The sequence below is a fragment of the Planktothrix sp. FACHB-1365 genome (genome assembly GCF_014697575.1).
In the GTDB taxonomy this organism is placed as follows: domain Bacteria; phylum Cyanobacteriota; class Cyanobacteriia; order Cyanobacteriales; family Microcoleaceae; genus Planktothrix.
This window is the reverse complement of sequence record NZ_JACJSC010000008.1, coordinates 1-15,695: the sequence shown is the minus strand read 5'-3', so window position 1 is coordinate 15,695 and position 15,695 is coordinate 1. Positions and strand designations below refer to the sequence as shown.

Genomic DNA, 15,695 nt, shown 5'->3' with positions numbered 1-15,695 from the left:
AAATAGAATTAAGCCGAAAGAAAATCAGATGAAGAATAACGAATTGTACTATTAGCTGTGGATACGTTACGAGCGATCGCTAATACTTCACTATTATTACTGCTTAAAACAATTGCAGTATCATTAGCAGAATAGCCGTAAAGATTGCCGGGCTTAAGGGCATATTGACTTAAACTACCTTGGATTTTGATATAGTCATCCCGCCAGTTGAAATCTTCAATGACAGCATAACTATTTCCTAAGTAACCTTTGCCGTAAGAATCACCAATAACAAAGGTATCTACACCTGCATCTCCCCTTAAGTAATCAATCTCTCCATTACCACTAAGACCACTGTAATAAAAGGCATCCAAGACATCGTTGCCATTACCACCCGTTACGGTATCGTTTCCTGTCCAACCTAGTAATGAATCATTCCCATCATTGCCAAATAGTTGATCGTTACCACTATTACCATTTAGGGTATCATTTCCTGCGGCTCCTGATACAGTGTCATTTCCAGCTAAACTATTGATATTGTCGTTACCCGCACCACCAGTAATATTATCGTTGCCAGATGTAGGAGTTCCCCCTGGAGGTGGAGTTGTTCCACCACCACGAGCCCGATGAAAGGCTTGTAAGGGACTCATGGTATTGTTTAAAACAAAGTTTTGATCCCAGTGTGCGCCGTTAGTAACTGTATAAGTGCGACGGTTGGGTTGGACTTCAAGATGCAGATGGGGTGCTGCGGGATTACCTATACTAGCGAGTTGCTGTCCAGCATTAACTCGACCACCGATGGGAACTTGCAGACTTTGTAAATGACCATAAACCCACAGATGACCATCATCTCCTTGAACACCCACAAAACGGTTAGTGGATTGAGGAGTTCTTTGCAGTTCGATAACTGTACCACCAACGGCTGTTCTTACCGGAGTTCCAAGTGGTGCAGCGATATCAACTCCTGCGTGCCAAGTGCCATAACCGCTCTTATAACTTTGGTCATAAGCATAACCAGCACTCATACGGTACTGCTGCCCCAAGACTGTAGTAGATAAATTACTGAAGACTTGCTTAACCTCGGCTGAACTTTCTCCATTTGATGAATTACCATCAAATAAAATATCATCGCCACTTTGACGATCCCATTCGTTATCTGTTGTAGGCAAAGGCATAAATTTTTCTCCTATTATCGTATTGAGGTTGAATGAATTGGGAAAAGGCTTAACTTTCTTTCCTCGACAAGAAAGGTTTCTCGCTTCACTACACCTTAATTATTCCAAGAGATGATTTAAGCTGTCATATCTGTTAAGATCGGCTTATTCCTGATCTCAACTGATCTTGACAATTAATTAAAACTAGGTATGGTAGGTCAAACCTTTACAGCATCGAAAGAAGGGCATCAAAAGATTCAAACTGCGATCGCAAATAGAAAATGGAAAGTCAGCGAACAGGATACTAGGCCTTTGGTTATTGCTTGTTATAGGTACATTGAGGAATATCAACAAAAGCATCAGCTAAGTGATAATGACCCTCGGTGGTTGAAAGAGTTTGAACAAATTTTTCGAGTTGAAAGAGATAAACGCCAAACTCAAGAACAAAAACAGGAAAAATTAGATAAAATCAAGTGGGAAATTCTAAAAAATAATAAATTTACTTTTTTAGAGAAAATCAAAACATTGATTGATTCTGGGGAAATTTATGTTCAAAATATTTCTTGGGGAACTTGGAGTCGGTTTGCTTCTCATAAAAAAATATATCCAGTTAACGTAAATGCTTTTAAAATTTATTGTTCTATTCTTGATTTAGATTGGCAAAAAATAATTCAGAATGAATCCCAACAGCCTGATCACTTTTTATTAAAATCTAATTTAGATGAACTTCCCCATCAGCCTATATTTTATGGAAGAAAAACTGAGTTAAATCAGTTATTGGAATGGCTGAGTAATAAACAAACAAAAGTTATTCTACTATCGGGAATGGCTGGAATTGGTAAAACAACTTTCATCGTAAATCTTTTAGAGCAAATCACAGATCAGTTTGAATGTATTATTTATAAAACTTTATCTAATCCTAAGCCTTTTTCTTTATTTTGGCATGATTTAACCGAACAACCTACAAATTTTACAGGAGATATAAAACCCATTATTGATTATTTTCGTAATCATCGTTGTTTACTCATATTAGACAATTGGGAAGAACTTTTACAATCAGAAAATTTAGCAGGTTATTACCGCCCGGAATATGAAGAGTATGGAAAGTTATTAAGCCAAATCGCTAAAACATCTCATCAAAGTTGTGGGCTTTTTATAAGTCAAGAAAAACCGATACAATTTGAAATGTTATTATCTCAACAAATGCCTGTTTATTCCTGGGATTTAAAGGGGTTAGATCCAGTCTCTGCTCTCCAGATTTTTGAACAGCAAGGATTTGGAAAAGATTCTCAAGTTTTAACTAATTTAATCAGACGTTATAGTTATCACCCTGGAGTTCTTAACCTGGTAGCACAGGATATTAAACAAGAATTTAATGGAAATATTTTACAATATTTTAAACAAAGTTCACTCCTAGTAAGTGATGTCATTAGTAACTATATTATCCCGGTATTTACCAAACTATCAGCACAGGAAGTAGATATTATTTATTTCCTGGCTATTGTTACTGAAAGTTTGTCCCAAGAACAGTTAAAACAAGTTTTTGATCGCCATTTATCAGGGACAGAGATTTTTAATACAATGAAATCGCTCAAACGGCGACCGCTCTTAACTCAAGATGCTAATAATATAGAAATAACTTATAGCCTACCTCCATTTATTAAGAAATATGTTAGTAATTTATTTATAGAAAAGTTTTGCGCTAATATGATAGCAGTGATCAAAACCCAAAATTGGCAAAATATAGGATTCTTAAAAACTCATCCTTTAGTTTATCCTAATTCTCATAATAACTTAATTAATCCTAAACTATCAAACCAAATTATAGACAAACTTGTTAATTTAAACGGTTCTGAAGATTTATATACTCAATTAAAAGATTTATTATTACAACTGGATTCAAATTCAGGGTTAGGATATTTTCAGAGAAATATTAAGCATTTATTCAGTGTGATTAATCATGGAAGTAGGAAAAATAATTAATGATAGATATCAGGTGATCTGTCTTCTAGGAAGAGGAGGATTTGGAGAAGTGTGGGAAGTCTATGATCTCCAAGAGCAAGAACATAAAGTATTAAAAATACTCCTCCAGAACGAATTTCAATATTATCCAGAAAAAGATCAAAATAAAATCATTTCTCTGTTTCAACAAGAAGCAAAAGTATTACAAAAATTAGCTCATCCTGGTATTCCTAAAGGATATGATTACTTTACTATTATCCCAGAAGGTTATTTAAAGCCATTACATTGTTTAGTAATGGAAAAAATTACCGGAGAAAATTTAAAGAATTGGTTAGAAAAAAATCAAAAAATTACCGAGCTAAAATTAGCCATTAATTGGTTAAAACAATTGACAGAAATTCTAGCATTACTTCATCAAGAAAACTTTATCCACCGAGATATTAAACCAGAAAATATTATCTTAAAGTCCGATGGAAGTTTGGTTTTAATTGATTTTGGTGCTGTTAGACAAATTACCGCAACTTATTTAATTAAAATGGGTACAAGTGAATTTGATACACAAATTTGTTCTATCTCATATACACCTCCAGAACAACAATTTGAAGGTCTGTGTTTTCCTCAATCAGATTTTTTTGCACTCGGGCGAACTTTAGTGCATTTATTGACTGGAAATCTGCCAGAAGAATCAGGAAATACAAATAAAAAATGGCAAAATTGCTTAAAAAGCGAATTTCAGGATTTAGCTAATTTAATTAATTATATGATCGACAAATATCCAGGTAAACGTCCTCAGAATACATCAATTATTTTACAATATTTAGATGCGATAGAACAAGAAAAAAACGAAAATATTAATCAAATTTTAGAGGTGATAAAACATCAAAATTATTGGCATTATTTCTTTTTAATTCAAAAACAAAAATTTTTATTAAATACAATTCCTACTGCTACCTTTTTAGTTGTAACCTCTCTAATTTTATCTTTATTATCACCTCAAATTGCTAGACAACTTAATGATAGTGGTTTAGAAGCATTTGAGCAATCCAATTATAACAGTGCTTTTTGGCAATATCGTTTCGCCTTATTTTTTAATAATAAATTTTTTAAGGTTCATTATAACTTAGGATTACTTTATGAGAATCAAGAACAATTCGGTTTAGCCAAAAATGAATATCAAAAAGCAATTGATATAGCCAATTTTGATAAATCTTACAATAATTTAGCCCGTTTACAAATTTTAACAGGTAATTATGATCAAGCTATTACTTTAATTGAAAGCAGTTTAAAAATTAATCCTAATTCTGAGATTAAAACCAAACATGATCTCTATAAAAATTTAGGCTGGTCACAATTAAAATTAGGACAATTATCAGCAGCTAAACAATCTCTAAAACGAGCTATTGACTTCAACTTAAATCTAGCACCCCCTTACTGTTTAATGGCACAAGTATTAGAAGCTGAACAAGAATCAGCACAGGAAGAATGGCAAAAATGTTTAACTTATTCTGCTCCAGATAATCAGCCAGAAATCAAAGAATGGCAAGAATTAGCAAAGCAGAAAGTTAAACAATGATGATTTTATAAAACCCAACTAGACTGCCTATAATCTAGGCAAATCTAGTTAGAATTACAAACTACTTTGTGTCTCCTGTATTACCATCTGGACAATTATGATTAACCTTAACTTCCAAAGGATCTGGAGAAGCAAAAGCAGGTTGATTATAAGGCAAAATATCATTGATGAATCTTACAGTATGAACCATTAAACTCACAATGAGTAAAATTTGAGTCAAAGAAAGACGTTTCATCACAGATTACCTCTCAATAATGGGATGAGAAGCTCGTCGGCCAACTCTGCTTACTCTTATATTTCCAGAATGCTTGATAATGAAGGGTTTGATCGCTCAGTTTGTTCAATCTACTTTGCGAAATAAAATGAACTAAAACTGAACTCTTAAACCTATAACCCTATGCTCTCTTAGCTTGTTAAAACAGTCGATACAGTTGAAGTCAGGGCTTTGAACATCTGATATAATTGAAGTCAGGTTAAGTCAGGTTAAGTCAGGTGAGGGTGTTTAATCTTATGACAGAGCAATTCAGTAACTTAAGTGAAGATGAAGCTTTAGAAGTAGCCAACAGATGTTTTTATGAAAAATTTGGAGAGAAACTTAGTGATATTGAGACAATTATTTTTAGAGAATCTTGGCAGAAAAAAACTTACAATGAAATAGCCGAAAGCCATGATTATAGTCAAAACTATCTTCAAAAAGATGTAGGAAATAAATTTTGGGATAAACTTTCAAAAGCATTAGGAGAAGAAGTAACTAAAAGGAATTTTAAAGCAGCTATTGAACGAAATTGTAAAGGCTATCAGCAGACCAATACTTTTGATAATAATCCTAAAAAGTATAGTGAAGAAACTTGGCAAAAAGAAAGAACTTATGGTCAATTTGTAGGACGAAATCCTGAAATAGAAGAACTCTTAAAATACCTAGAATCTGAACAAAAAAATAAAGTTTTAGGGATAATTGGGATACTGGGTATCGGTGGTTTAGGAAAAACTGCTCTATGTCATCAATTAGTATCCCAAGCTTATCATGCTAAATTATTCTCAAAAATTGCTTGGGTTAGAGCAAAAGTATATCAATATTATCCTGAAAAAAATGAACCTAATTCTAGCTCAAGAGATTCTCGTTTAACCTTAGAAGATGCTATTAAAGACATTGGGAGTGAACTCAAATTACCTCATTTCGTATTACAAGATATTGAAAAGTGTAAAACGGAAATTAGAAAGGTTTTAAATAACACACAAACTCTCATAGTTATTGATGGTTTAGAAGACACAGAAAGTCCTAAAGAATTAGCTAACGAACTACGGGGTTTATTAGGGCAAAGTACCTTGATTTTAACCAGTAGGAAGGGAACAGAGAGTGATATTTTTGAATATAGACTTGGTAAATTAAATCGTGATGTATCGCGTGAATTTATCCAAGTCATTTCAAAAGAAAAATATCCGGTTAGTCAAAATCCTATTCTTCAAGCTACAGAAGCTGAAATGGAAAAAATTTTAAAGATTACTGATGGAATGCCTTTAGCGATGAAGCTTTTGGTCAGTCAATTGAAAAATTTGGATTTAGATCGCATTGTTGAACGCTTTGAGAATGTACCAGAAGGACAAGCATTGTATGATTATCTTTTTGAAGATAGTTGGCAAGAACTTTGTAATTTAAATGCTGTTTTGACTCAATATTTATTAATTAATCTTGCGGCTCGTAATCAACCCGTTCCGGTGAGGTTATTGTATGATCTTACTGATCAATTATCAAAAAATGAAGTTGATCATGCCTTGAGCATTTTAGTTAGATTATCTCTAGTAGATGTCAGTTCAGGATTAAGTAAACAAGTATCTTTACACTCTTTTACAGCCCGTTATTTTCGCTATACATTAAGAGAAAAATATGAACAACTTGCCAAGTAATTTTGCTCAAATTCAAAATTTTCTAAATTTATGGGATTCTACTGAAGCTATTTGGAGCCAAAACTTGTTAAAAAAAGCTCAAAAACTTAATGAGCAATTATTTAGTAATCAACCAGAAAAATCAGAATCAGTAACAGAAATTATTGTGCAATTGCGAGAGATTTTTGAGCAAATTAATGATGATGTTAATCAACAGAATTATGATGTTAATCAACAAAATAGAAGAGATTATTGTCGAGTAATATTTAACTATTGTGAATTAACTCAAGATTGGCGAGATTGGGGAAATTGGACTGAACAAGAAATTGCTAAAGGTGTAGGAACAGATGCACCTTGGTTATATTGTGGTTTAGGACGTTATCTCGAAGAAATTGGTCAACTTCAAAAATCTATAGACTATCATCAAGCAGGAATTTTAGCCAGTCAAGAAGCAGGCGACCCAATGTTTTTAGCTTGGAATCATTTAGGAGCGGGAATAGCACTTCAACGTTCTAATCAACCTGATGATGCAGAATGGCATCTTTTGCAGGCTTTAAAATTATTTGAACAGCAAAATCATCTTTATTTACAAGCAAATACATTAGCGAATCTAGGTAGTTCCTATGATCGATTTGAGAAAAGTAATCTAGCTATTAGTTGTTATCAAGAATCAGCATCAATTTTGCGAAAAATTGAGAATTATTTTGATTTGGGTCGGATTCTTTATAGCCAGGGAATTGCTCATTTAAACCTTAACCAAACCAACGAAGCGGAATTAGTTTTCTTAGAAGCTCAAGAATTATGTGAAACAACAGAAAATTGGTATTTTCTTGCCTTGAGTTATTATGGAATGGGTTGGTTAGAATATAAACAAAGTCATTTTCTAAGATCTCAAGCTCTTTTGGAAGAGTCCCTTCAACAGTTAAAGAAAGCAAAAGAGTTAGGAATTGGAACAAATCAGCTATCTTTTCCTGAAATTGAAGGTAATATTTATGTTTTAGCTGCTGCTGCTTATAGCAAAGGTGAGCAGCCCAATTTTGAAGCATCTGAACAATATTTAGATCTAGCCGAAAACGCTTATAATCAGTTAGATTATGGGGATATTAAGCGGCTTAATGTACTAGCTAATCGAGCCAGATTATATGAATATTCTGAAAATTGGTCTCAGGCGATATTAGCTTTTTCAGAATTATTGAAACAAGGAAAACGCTTAAAGTCCATGAAAACAATTGGAGATGCTGCTATCCATCTAATTCGCATCTACTATAAAAAATCAGCGTCCTTGGGAGAATGGCTTAAACTGTTGAATCAATTAGGTTTTTTGGGTCTTAGAAGTTTAGTAAGACGATTTTACCGTTAAACTACTATTATATTCTTAATTATTAGTCGCCATCCAATTCAACTTTGTTTCAAACTCAATAATAAAAACTGAGTTCTATCATCCTGCTGATTCAAAATCACTAAACTTTGGCTTCCATCGGGTAAACGAGAGCCTAACGTCATTCCGCTTAACTGTTGTAAAGGGATTCCTAAATCTTTTAAATCAAGTAATAATTTTTTTCGCACAGGTTGTACTTTAATTAAGTCTCCTTGTAAACTCACCATACGAGAGGTGTCCGTTGCATCTCCAGTAAATAATTGATAAATTTTACCCGTGTCTTTTGATTGTTCTAAACTCAGTAATATTCCCCCTTTAGCCGCTGCAATATCCACTAAGCGTTGAGAGGTTTCATCTAGTAGATATAAGGTTTCAGAAACTAGAAAAGAAGCTCTATCTGCGATGACATAATGCAATAATCTTAATTTAGTGGCTTGTTCAGAATCTCGATCTTGAATTAACGGTTTTTCAGTCACCGTAAATAATCTGAAGGGATCTCGACCATCGGGACTAAAGCCATCGGGAGAAATTGTTAACCCTTTAAAGCCAAATTGAGGTTCGACTCCTTGGGTTTGTTCAGATTCATTAAATTGGGGAAGATAAAACGGAGAAAGAGGAACAGTATTTTTTAATTGTCCTGTTTTTAAATCGTATTCAGCAATTAAGGGAGGAGTGTTAATATTTTCTAAATTTTCTGTTGCAATAAAGACTGAGTTACGAGGAGAAAATGCAATACTTTCAGGATAAACTTGATTTTCTAAAAGCGGTTGATCTTGTTTATCCTTGAGTTGTGTAAATCCTTCTATGGTGATATCTTTTAAAGGGATAGATTCGGACGGATCTAAGTTAAAGTTAAAGGTGTAAAATTTCGCTGGAGACTCTGCTGTTACTGCATCTGATAATCCATAAAATTGTATTTTGCTATCCGTTGAGGTTCCATACCCTGGAACTTGATAAGTTAGAGATGATAACTGATTTACAGGTTGATCGTCTGATATTATTGGGATCGAGAGTTCATATTTTTCTAAAAAATTTAAGGATAAATCAACAAACATTCGATCCTCGGCGGATACTTGGGGAATGGAACAAGCGGTTAACAAAATTAGACTACAGAATAAGATTGTTAGGCTTTTAAAAAGACGATTGTATTTTTTGATTGCTTTCAATTTCCTTTCCTCCCGAATGCTAATTTTGCTATTATCCCATATTTTATAAACTTTTAGTAGATTGACGGTTACTTTTAGGGTACAATTAATTGATGCTTGCTATAATATCTTTTAAAAATACCCTTTTAACTTTATGAGCAATCGTAAAAACCTCACTCTTGTAATGGTTGTTACTATCCTTTTATCTGGTTTCGGAAATACCGAAATTGCGATCGCCCAAAAACAAAAAGAAAAAGAAACTGAACCCGAAAAACCTCTACTTGATGATTTTTCTCCTAACCCCTTATTCAGTAAAGAACCTGATCCTTTACTTCCTTCTCCTCCCTCTGAAGGACAAATTTTAGGTCAAAGTCAACAGGAAATCTTAGAACCAGAATTAGTCAAATTAAATGCAGAAGCAACCGCCTTATTAGCCGCCCAAAATATTCCGGGTGCGTTTGAATTATGGAACCGAGAGTTAAGAATTCGTCGTTATTTCGGATTATCTCAAGAAATTGCTGCTTTAAATCGGGTGGGATTAATTGCTTGGAATAATAGTCAACGACTCTATATAAAATTTATCACTGAACGTCTGGATCAAATTTTACAAAAACTGCAAACAGAAAAAAATAATAATTTGGAATTATGGCAATTATTGGGATTAGCCTTTAAAAATGTTAGAGCCAAAACACAAGCTTTAACTGTTTATCAAACTTTATTAGAAACAGCTAACAAAAGTCAAGATATTTTAGCAGAAGAACAATATTTTAATGAAATTGCTCAAATTTATATGAATTGGTTAGATTATCCCAACGCCGCAGAAACCTATGAAAAACTGTTAGAATTACAGCAGGAAATTCGCACAATACGAGGAGATGTGCCACCGCCTCAACCCCAACCTGCGACACCAGAAAATCCCAACCCAACACCGCCAGCCAGTGAAGTGCGATCGCTACAACAATTAGCATTTATTTATGAACAAATTGGAGAATATTTAAAAGCTATTTCTGTTCGGGAAAGACTAGCAGGCTATTATGCAAATCAACCTAATTTATTTCCCATTCCCGAAATTAAATTAGCAATTGGTGGGAATTATGAAAAATTAGGACAATTTGAACAAGCCGGATTAACCTATCAAGAAGCCTACAGTATTGCGACCTCTATTCAACAGTTTGATAACGCCAGCGAAGCATTAGGAAGACTGGGGAAACTTTATCGCTCTCAAAATCAAATTAAAACCGCTTTAGATATTTATCAAGCTCAAGTTTTAGTCAATCAACAAGCTTATAACTATTATGGCATGATGAATGCTTATGATCAAATTGGCGATATCTATTTATCACAAAAAGCCTATCAATCTGCGATCGCAGCCTTTCAACAAGGATTAGCGTTAGCACAACAGTTAAAATATCGAGAAGATTATTTTGTGAAAAAAATTGATATTGTTAACCGTCAAATGAATCAATAATCAGTTATCAATAATCAGTTATCAGTTATCAGTTATCAGTTATCAGTTATCAGTTATCAGTTATCAGTAAGAATAATAATATCATCTTTAATATTTTCAATCCAATTAAAAATCGGATCATCAGGATGACGACGATAAACTTCTGTATATAACTCTCGAATTAACTGTTTAACAACGGTTTTTTCGAGCTTTTCTGAATTTGTATCAGAAATCATCATTAATATCATTTCTGTAGTTTTAGTTCCATCTAAAGCTGGTAAAATATATACAATATCCTGTAATTTTTTAGCTCCCAACCGTTGATAAAATTGAATTCTACGCTGCTTTAATTCTCGATTTTCGCCAAAGTCAGGATGTTCAACTTCTAAAATCAACGATTTAGACTCTCTTTTCTCTAAATCTATTAGATATTTTAAAAATTTAGACCCAATTTTAATATTCCTCAAATGGGGAACTGTTGCTAAATAAGCTAATAGAATAAAATTAGAACTGGGAAGGGGATATAAAATTGACATTAGGGCGAATTCTTCTTGATAATAACCGCCCCATAATTGAGTTTTTTGAGTTAAAATTGCTTCTCGTATCCAAGAAATCGGGATTTTTTCTTGAGACGGAAATGTTTGTTCATAAAGAGCGATCGCATTCTCAAAATCAGGGTGATCAAGATGCTGAATTTGCTGAAATTCAATTTGCGGGTTAGTTGAATACATAGGAGATTTTAGTTTGGTTTAAAGGGAAATGATCGCCGTCAGAAACCGGGTTTCTATGGGAGATTAATGGCATCAAATTAAGATCTGTTGAGAAACCCGGTTTCTAGTTCACTTAACTTAACCCTATCATAAATCTGCACACCTCTTGACAATGTAGTATAAATGTAATATTATTGACATAGATGTATATTTAGATCTCCTATAAAACTCTTATGCCTTACGAAACCTTAAATCTTTCCACCCCTAAACCCGTCCTATCTTGGGCAAATCATGAGTTAGGTTCCGAAGAAACCAAAATGGCAAAAAACGTCGCTTCTTTGCCCTTTGTGTTTAAGCACGTTGCTTTAATGCCCGATGTTCACTTAGGAAAAGGGGCATTAGTCGGTTCTGTTATTGCTACAAAAGAAGCCATTATTCCTGCGGCTGTGGGGGTTGATGTGGGTTGTGGGATGTGTGCGCTAAAATTACCTTTTACGGGCGAACAAGTCGAGGGAAAACTCAAAAAAATTCGCCAAGAAATTGAAGCTGCTATTCCAGTCGGATTTAATGACAATAAAGACATTGAAAAAGCTGTTACCAACTGGCAAGGATGGCGAAATTTTAAAGACTTGCATTCTAAAGTTCAAAACTTAGAATCAAAAGCAATGAAACAAATGGGATCTTTAGGAGGCGGAAATCATTTTATTGAACTGTGTTTAGATGCAGAAAACAATATTTGGTTAATGTTACATTCGGGTTCTCGTCATATTGGTAATATGTTAGCCCAGAATCATATTGACACGGCAAAACACCTCGCAAAATTAGCTGAACTTAAACTTCCTGACCCTGATTTAGCGTATTTTGTATCAGGAACTCCCGAATTTGCAGCCTATTGGAATGATTTACAATGGGCACAACATTATGCACGATTTAACCGAGACATTATGATGGCACGGTTTAAACGAATTGTAGAAAAAGCCGTTGCGGGAGGTAAACCCACTAAACCTTTATTAGAGGTGAATTGTCATCATAATTATTCGGAAAAAGAAGTGCATTTTGGCGAGGAAGTTTATGTTACTCGTAAAGGTGCAGTTCGCGCAGCAGAACAAGATTATGGGATTATTCCCGGTTCAATGGGAGCAAAATCTTTTATTGTTAAAGGCAAGGGAAATCATGATAGTTACTGTAGTTGTTCCCACGGCGCAGGGCGATTAATGTCTCGGAGTAAAGCCAAAAAAAAATTTAGTCTGGATGATTTAATTCAACAAACTCAAGGAATTGAATGCCGCAAGGATGAAGGAGTGATTGATGAAATTCCGGGTGCTTATAAACCCATTGATGAAGTCATGAAACAACAATCGGATTTAGTTGAAGTCGTAGCCACTTTAAAACAAATTCTCTGCGTCAAAGGGTAAAAATCTGTAGGGGCGAGGTTTTCTCGCCCTCTAGCCCTCTAACTGAAGAACTCTAATTTTAGGTGACAAAACTTCCTATCTATGATTGTTTATGCTCAGTAACTAAAGTTAAACTCACCCATTCACCTTTATCATTATATTGGCGAATTAAACGCTGTCTGAGGTCAGGCTTAATTAACCAACCTGCTTCAAAAAAGAAGGGTTTTCTTAACTCTACTCGTTCAGGAATTGTAGCAGATGATCCATCCGGTAATAATATGACTCTAACTGGGTTTTTCCCTTGATCAAAGCGAATTATTGAACCCTGAATTTTTGCCTTTGAAGATATTTTAATGTCCTGAACCCCAAACGTTAAATTTTGCAGCAGTTGATATTCACTATCAGACTCTAATTGCAACTGCATTCGAGTTGGATAAATATCAGGAGAACGTAAATCAGGATAAAGGGTAATTCCTTCACCTTGCCATTCTCCTAATAAGGCTTCAAGGGTTAAAGAAGGGCGTTCAATATCATTGCTTCCCTGACGTTTTTCTCGAATTAAAGTTAAGCTTTCTAAATAACCCTCAAGATTAAATAATTGTACTAGACGCAACCGTCGATTTTCATGAATAAACCCAAACTCTGCACCGGATTTTGAAATTGGAGACAGTTGAATAGTTCCTTGAGAAAAAGCACCATTCTCAAAAAATAAAATATCTCGTCCCAGAGATTGGTATTCTCGAACTAATTCTTTAATTTCCGGTTCAAGTGTTGGATCAGAATTAGGATAAAATCGTTTTAGGGTTAGGCGGGCTGTTTGATTCTCATTAAAACTTTCTAGGGTAAGATGACTGGGAATATCATTAATGAGTTCTCCTTGGGCTGAGAACTGGGTAAAAGATCCTTGCCATTCTCCCAGATTTTTTAGAAAACTTTCCCATTGACTGTTCATTTTTATTTTTATTAATTGATAAGATTTATGATGTTACCAAATTATCCAATCATAACACTTTTAACAGATTTTGGCTCAAAAGATATTTATGTTGGGGTAATGAAAGGGGTAATTAGTCAAATTAATCCTCAAATTAATATCATTGACTTAACCCATGAAATCCCCCCTCAAAATATTGCTATGTCCCGATTTTGTTTAATGAATGCTTATTCCTATTTCCCAGAAGGAACCGTTCATATTGCTGTGGTTGATCCTGGGGTAGGAACCCAACGACGAGCGATCGCGATTCAATTTAAAAACAGTTATTTAGTTGGGCCGGACAATGGATTATTAACGGGACTATTAGAACCTTTTTTAACTTCTAAAAATGAAATTAATTCTAATCATTTAGAATCTTCTGAAATTATGGCGATTGAATTGAATAATCCTCAATATTGGCGAACGACTCAACCAAGTACAACCTTTCATGGTCGAGATATTTTTGCGGCGGTTGGTGCTCATTTAGCCTCTGGTATTCCCCTTGAACAATTGGGAACCTTCATTGACCCCAAAACCTTAGTGCGGTTATCTTTACCGTCCTATCAGTTAACTAATTTTGGTATAGAAGGATGTATTCAATATATTGATGGATTTGGAAATTTAGTCACCAATATTCCTGGGGAAGCGATTGCGGATAAAAACTGGTATATAGCAATCAGTAAAGGTAAGAAAAAGACCAAAGATAAAAACCGCAAACCCCAAAAAAATAAGCTTAAAAACAAGAAAAATTCTAAAAAAATATTGCAAACAGAACAATATCAACTTGCGGGTTTATCTTGTCTGATTCCAAAAGGTGAAACCTATGGAGATGTGCCATCGGGTCAATTGGTGGCGTTAGTAGGTTCTCATCAGTGGTTAGAAATTGCCATGAATGGGGGAAATGCTCAACAACAATTAAAAATAGATTTAGGGGCAAAAGTCCAGGTGATTATCAGTCATCAGTAATTAGGAATTTAAAATAAAACCCTACATCTAACAACCTCACCATTACGGAAACATCTCTGGTGAAACATCCCTACAACAATACAGGGTTTTCTACACTTCTCGATCTAAGTTAAATTTGTCATTTTATAAATAGATAGACAACATTAGGACTCTGAAATGAAAAACTTAATTCAATCCTTTTATAATTGGTATCGCGTTACCTTACGGAATACAAAATATCGTTGGGTTGTTATTTTAGGAAGCTTGATTTATTTATTGAGTCCGGTGGATATTTCTCCTGACTTTCTACCCGTTGTCGGATGGTTAGATGATGGGATAATTGCGACCATTTTAGTCACTGAAGTATCACAATTACTGATTGAAGGTTTAAACCGTCGCAAACAAACCCGCCAAGGGACAGAGGTTAATGAAGTTGAATCTGTCAACCGTGATCAAACCGTTGTAGACGTTTCTGTCAGCTAGATTAATTTTTTGATATAAATCTTAAAAGGGAGTAGAGAAAATTAACCCTGATCTCTACTCCCTGTTTTAATAATAATTTATAAAATCAGACATCTTTATTGATAAAATCAAGGAATATAACCCCCAAAAATCGGGTTTAATTCTCAAAAAACATTCATTTCCATTAACCATGAAGACTCTGACATCTAATTGTCCTCCCCAACTAGATTGTTGCGATCGCCAAACCCTCCTCAATTATTTTCAGGAAGCTTGGCAACTCGAAGATCTACTCCTAAAAAGTTTAGTCGGAGAAGATACATTTTATCTAAATCCTGACCCTTTGAGAAATCCGCTTATTTTTTATCTCGGACACTCGGCGGCTTTCTATATCAATAAATTAATGCGCGTTGGATTATTAGAAGAAAGCCTTAATCAGGACTATGAAATTCTGTTTGGAGTTGGGGTTGATCCCGCAACACCCACCGAATTAAATCAAGCGATCGCTCATTTGGAATGGCCAGACGTTACCTCGGCTTGGAAATATCGAGAACAAGTCTTAGAAATCCTATCAGAATTTATTGAAAAAACGCCGATTACTTTGCCAATTCTTCCCGATTATCCCCTGTGGGCGTTAATCATGGGAATAGAACATCAGCGCATTCACATTGAAACCTCTTCAATGTTATTTCGCC

General features: G+C 34.5%; 13 protein-coding genes and 1 pseudogene. 9 read left to right on the top strand and 5 right to left on the bottom strand.

Features of this window, described 5'->3' with window-relative positions:
* Window positions 1-8: 8 nt before the first annotated feature.
* Window positions 9-1,154 (bottom strand): peptidoglycan DD-metalloendopeptidase family protein, encoded by a 1,146-nt coding sequence (locus tag H6G57_RS11810; RefSeq protein ID WP_190518787.1) that lies wholly within the window; start codon window positions 1,152-1,154, stop codon window positions 9-11.
* 189 nt (window positions 1,155-1,343) lie between these two features.
* On the opposite strand from H6G57_RS11810, the gene H6G57_RS11805 reads away from it, so the two are divergent.
* Window positions 1,344-3,116, top strand: a complete 1,773-nt coding sequence (locus H6G57_RS11805) for an NB-ARC domain-containing protein (RefSeq protein WP_190518786.1) — start codon at window positions 1,344-1,346, stop codon at window positions 3,114-3,116.
* Window positions 3,094-4,668: a serine/threonine-protein kinase gene (locus tag H6G57_RS11800; RefSeq protein WP_190518784.1), complete on the top strand. Its 1,575-nt coding sequence runs from the start codon at window positions 3,094-3,096 to the stop codon at window positions 4,666-4,668. Before H6G57_RS11805 ends, H6G57_RS11800 begins: the two co-directional genes overlap by 23 nt.
* A 61-nt stretch (window positions 4,669-4,729) precedes the next feature.
* Here the strand turns inward: H6G57_RS11800 and H6G57_RS11795 are convergent, their stop codons facing one another.
* Complete coding sequence (locus H6G57_RS11795; RefSeq protein WP_190518782.1) at window positions 4,730-4,903, bottom strand: hypothetical protein; 174 nt, start codon at window positions 4,901-4,903, stop codon at window positions 4,730-4,732.
* 275 nt (window positions 4,904-5,178) lie between these two features.
* Between H6G57_RS11795 and H6G57_RS11790 the strand changes: the two genes are divergently transcribed.
* Both H6G57_RS11790 and H6G57_RS11785 read left to right on the top strand, forming a co-directional pair.
* Complete coding sequence (locus H6G57_RS11790) at window positions 5,179-6,573, top strand: NB-ARC domain-containing protein (RefSeq protein WP_190518780.1); 1,395 nt, start codon at window positions 5,179-5,181, stop codon at window positions 6,571-6,573.
* Window positions 6,554-7,912, top strand: coding sequence for a tetratricopeptide repeat protein (locus H6G57_RS11785; protein ID WP_190518779.1), 1,359 nt, complete (start codon window positions 6,554-6,556; stop codon window positions 7,910-7,912). The genes H6G57_RS11790 and H6G57_RS11785 overlap by 20 nt, the downstream gene beginning before the upstream one ends.
* Before the next feature lie 38 nt (window positions 7,913-7,950).
* On the opposite strand, the gene H6G57_RS11780 is transcribed toward H6G57_RS11785, so the two are convergent.
* A complete protein-coding gene (locus tag H6G57_RS11780; RefSeq protein ID WP_242048955.1) occupies window positions 7,951-9,096 on the bottom strand; it encodes an esterase-like activity of phytase family protein in 1,146 nt (381 codons plus the stop codon).
* A 133-nt stretch (window positions 9,097-9,229) separates the two neighbouring features.
* Between H6G57_RS11780 and H6G57_RS11775 the strand changes: the two genes are divergently transcribed.
* Entirely contained in the window at window positions 9,230-10,543 is a 1,314-nt protein-coding gene (locus tag H6G57_RS11775; RefSeq protein ID WP_190518778.1) for a lipopolysaccharide assembly protein LapB, read from the top strand.
* A gap of 56 nt (window positions 10,544-10,599) precedes the next feature.
* On the opposite strand, the gene H6G57_RS11770 is transcribed toward H6G57_RS11775, so the two are convergent.
* Window positions 10,600-11,253, bottom strand: a complete 654-nt coding sequence (locus H6G57_RS11770; RefSeq protein ID WP_190518777.1) for a GNAT family N-acetyltransferase — start codon at window positions 11,251-11,253, stop codon at window positions 10,600-10,602.
* A 212-nt stretch (window positions 11,254-11,465) separates the two neighbouring features.
* Here H6G57_RS11770 and H6G57_RS11765 point away from each other — a divergent pair, with 212 nt between their 5' ends.
* Window positions 11,466-12,647, top strand: a complete 1,182-nt coding sequence (locus H6G57_RS11765) for an RtcB family protein (protein ID WP_190518776.1) — start codon at window positions 11,466-11,468, stop codon at window positions 12,645-12,647.
* Window positions 12,648-12,726: 79 nt separating this feature from the next.
* Here the strand turns inward: H6G57_RS11765 and H6G57_RS11760 are convergent, their stop codons facing one another.
* Entirely contained in the window at window positions 12,727-13,578 is an 852-nt protein-coding gene (locus tag H6G57_RS11760; protein ID WP_190518775.1) for a DUF3598 family protein, read from the bottom strand.
* Between the two features lie 27 nt (window positions 13,579-13,605).
* On the opposite strand from H6G57_RS11760, the gene H6G57_RS11755 reads away from it, so the two are divergent.
* The 3 genes and pseudogenes from H6G57_RS11755 to H6G57_RS11745 form a co-directional block, all read left to right on the top strand.
* Window positions 13,606-14,562: an S-adenosyl-l-methionine hydroxide adenosyltransferase family protein gene (locus H6G57_RS11755; RefSeq protein WP_242048954.1), complete on the top strand. Its 957-nt coding sequence runs from the start codon at window positions 13,606-13,608 to the stop codon at window positions 14,560-14,562.
* 156 nt (window positions 14,563-14,718) lie between these two features.
* The gene (locus H6G57_RS11750; protein ID WP_190518774.1) at window positions 14,719-15,024 is read left to right on the top strand and encodes a YkvA family protein; all 306 of its coding nucleotides are present in this window, start codon (window positions 14,719-14,721) and stop codon (window positions 15,022-15,024) included.
* 169 nt (window positions 15,025-15,193) lie between these two features.
* Window positions 15,194-15,695 (top strand): annotated as a pseudogene (locus H6G57_RS11745) (5-histidylcysteine sulfoxide synthase); the annotation flags it as partial.

What these genes read in the sequence shown, in the direction of transcription:
- H6G57_RS11770 (WP_190518777.1), bottom strand. Translation starts at nt 11,253, where the DNA reads ATGTATTCAACTAACCCGCAAATTGAATTTCAGCAAATTCAGCATCTT.
- H6G57_RS11760 (WP_190518775.1), bottom strand. Translation starts at nt 13,578, where the DNA reads ATGAACAGTCAATGGGAAAGTTTTCTAAAAAATCTGGGAGAATGGCAA.
- H6G57_RS11750 (WP_190518774.1), top strand. Translation starts at nt 14,719, where the DNA reads ATGAAAAACTTAATTCAATCCTTTTATAATTGGTATCGCGTTACCTTA.
- H6G57_RS11790 (WP_190518780.1), top strand. Translation starts at nt 5,179, where the DNA reads ATGACAGAGCAATTCAGTAACTTAAGTGAAGATGAAGCTTTAGAAGTA.
- H6G57_RS11765 (WP_190518776.1), top strand. Translation starts at nt 11,466, where the DNA reads ATGCCTTACGAAACCTTAAATCTTTCCACCCCTAAACCCGTCCTATCT.
- H6G57_RS11800 (WP_190518784.1), top strand. Translation starts at nt 3,094, where the DNA reads ATGGAAGTAGGAAAAATAATTAATGATAGATATCAGGTGATCTGTCTT.
- H6G57_RS11795 (WP_190518782.1), bottom strand. Translation starts at nt 4,903, where the DNA reads ATGAAACGTCTTTCTTTGACTCAAATTTTACTCATTGTGAGTTTAATG.
- H6G57_RS11775 (WP_190518778.1), top strand. Translation starts at nt 9,230, where the DNA reads ATGAGCAATCGTAAAAACCTCACTCTTGTAATGGTTGTTACTATCCTT.
- H6G57_RS11785 (WP_190518779.1), top strand. Translation starts at nt 6,554, where the DNA reads ATGAACAACTTGCCAAGTAATTTTGCTCAAATTCAAAATTTTCTAAAT.
- H6G57_RS11755 (WP_242048954.1), top strand. Translation starts at nt 13,606, where the DNA reads ATGATGTTACCAAATTATCCAATCATAACACTTTTAACAGATTTTGGC.
- H6G57_RS11810 (WP_190518787.1), bottom strand. Translation starts at nt 1,154, where the DNA reads ATGCCTTTGCCTACAACAGATAACGAATGGGATCGTCAAAGTGGCGAT.
- H6G57_RS11805 (WP_190518786.1), top strand. Translation starts at nt 1,344, where the DNA reads ATGGTAGGTCAAACCTTTACAGCATCGAAAGAAGGGCATCAAAAGATT.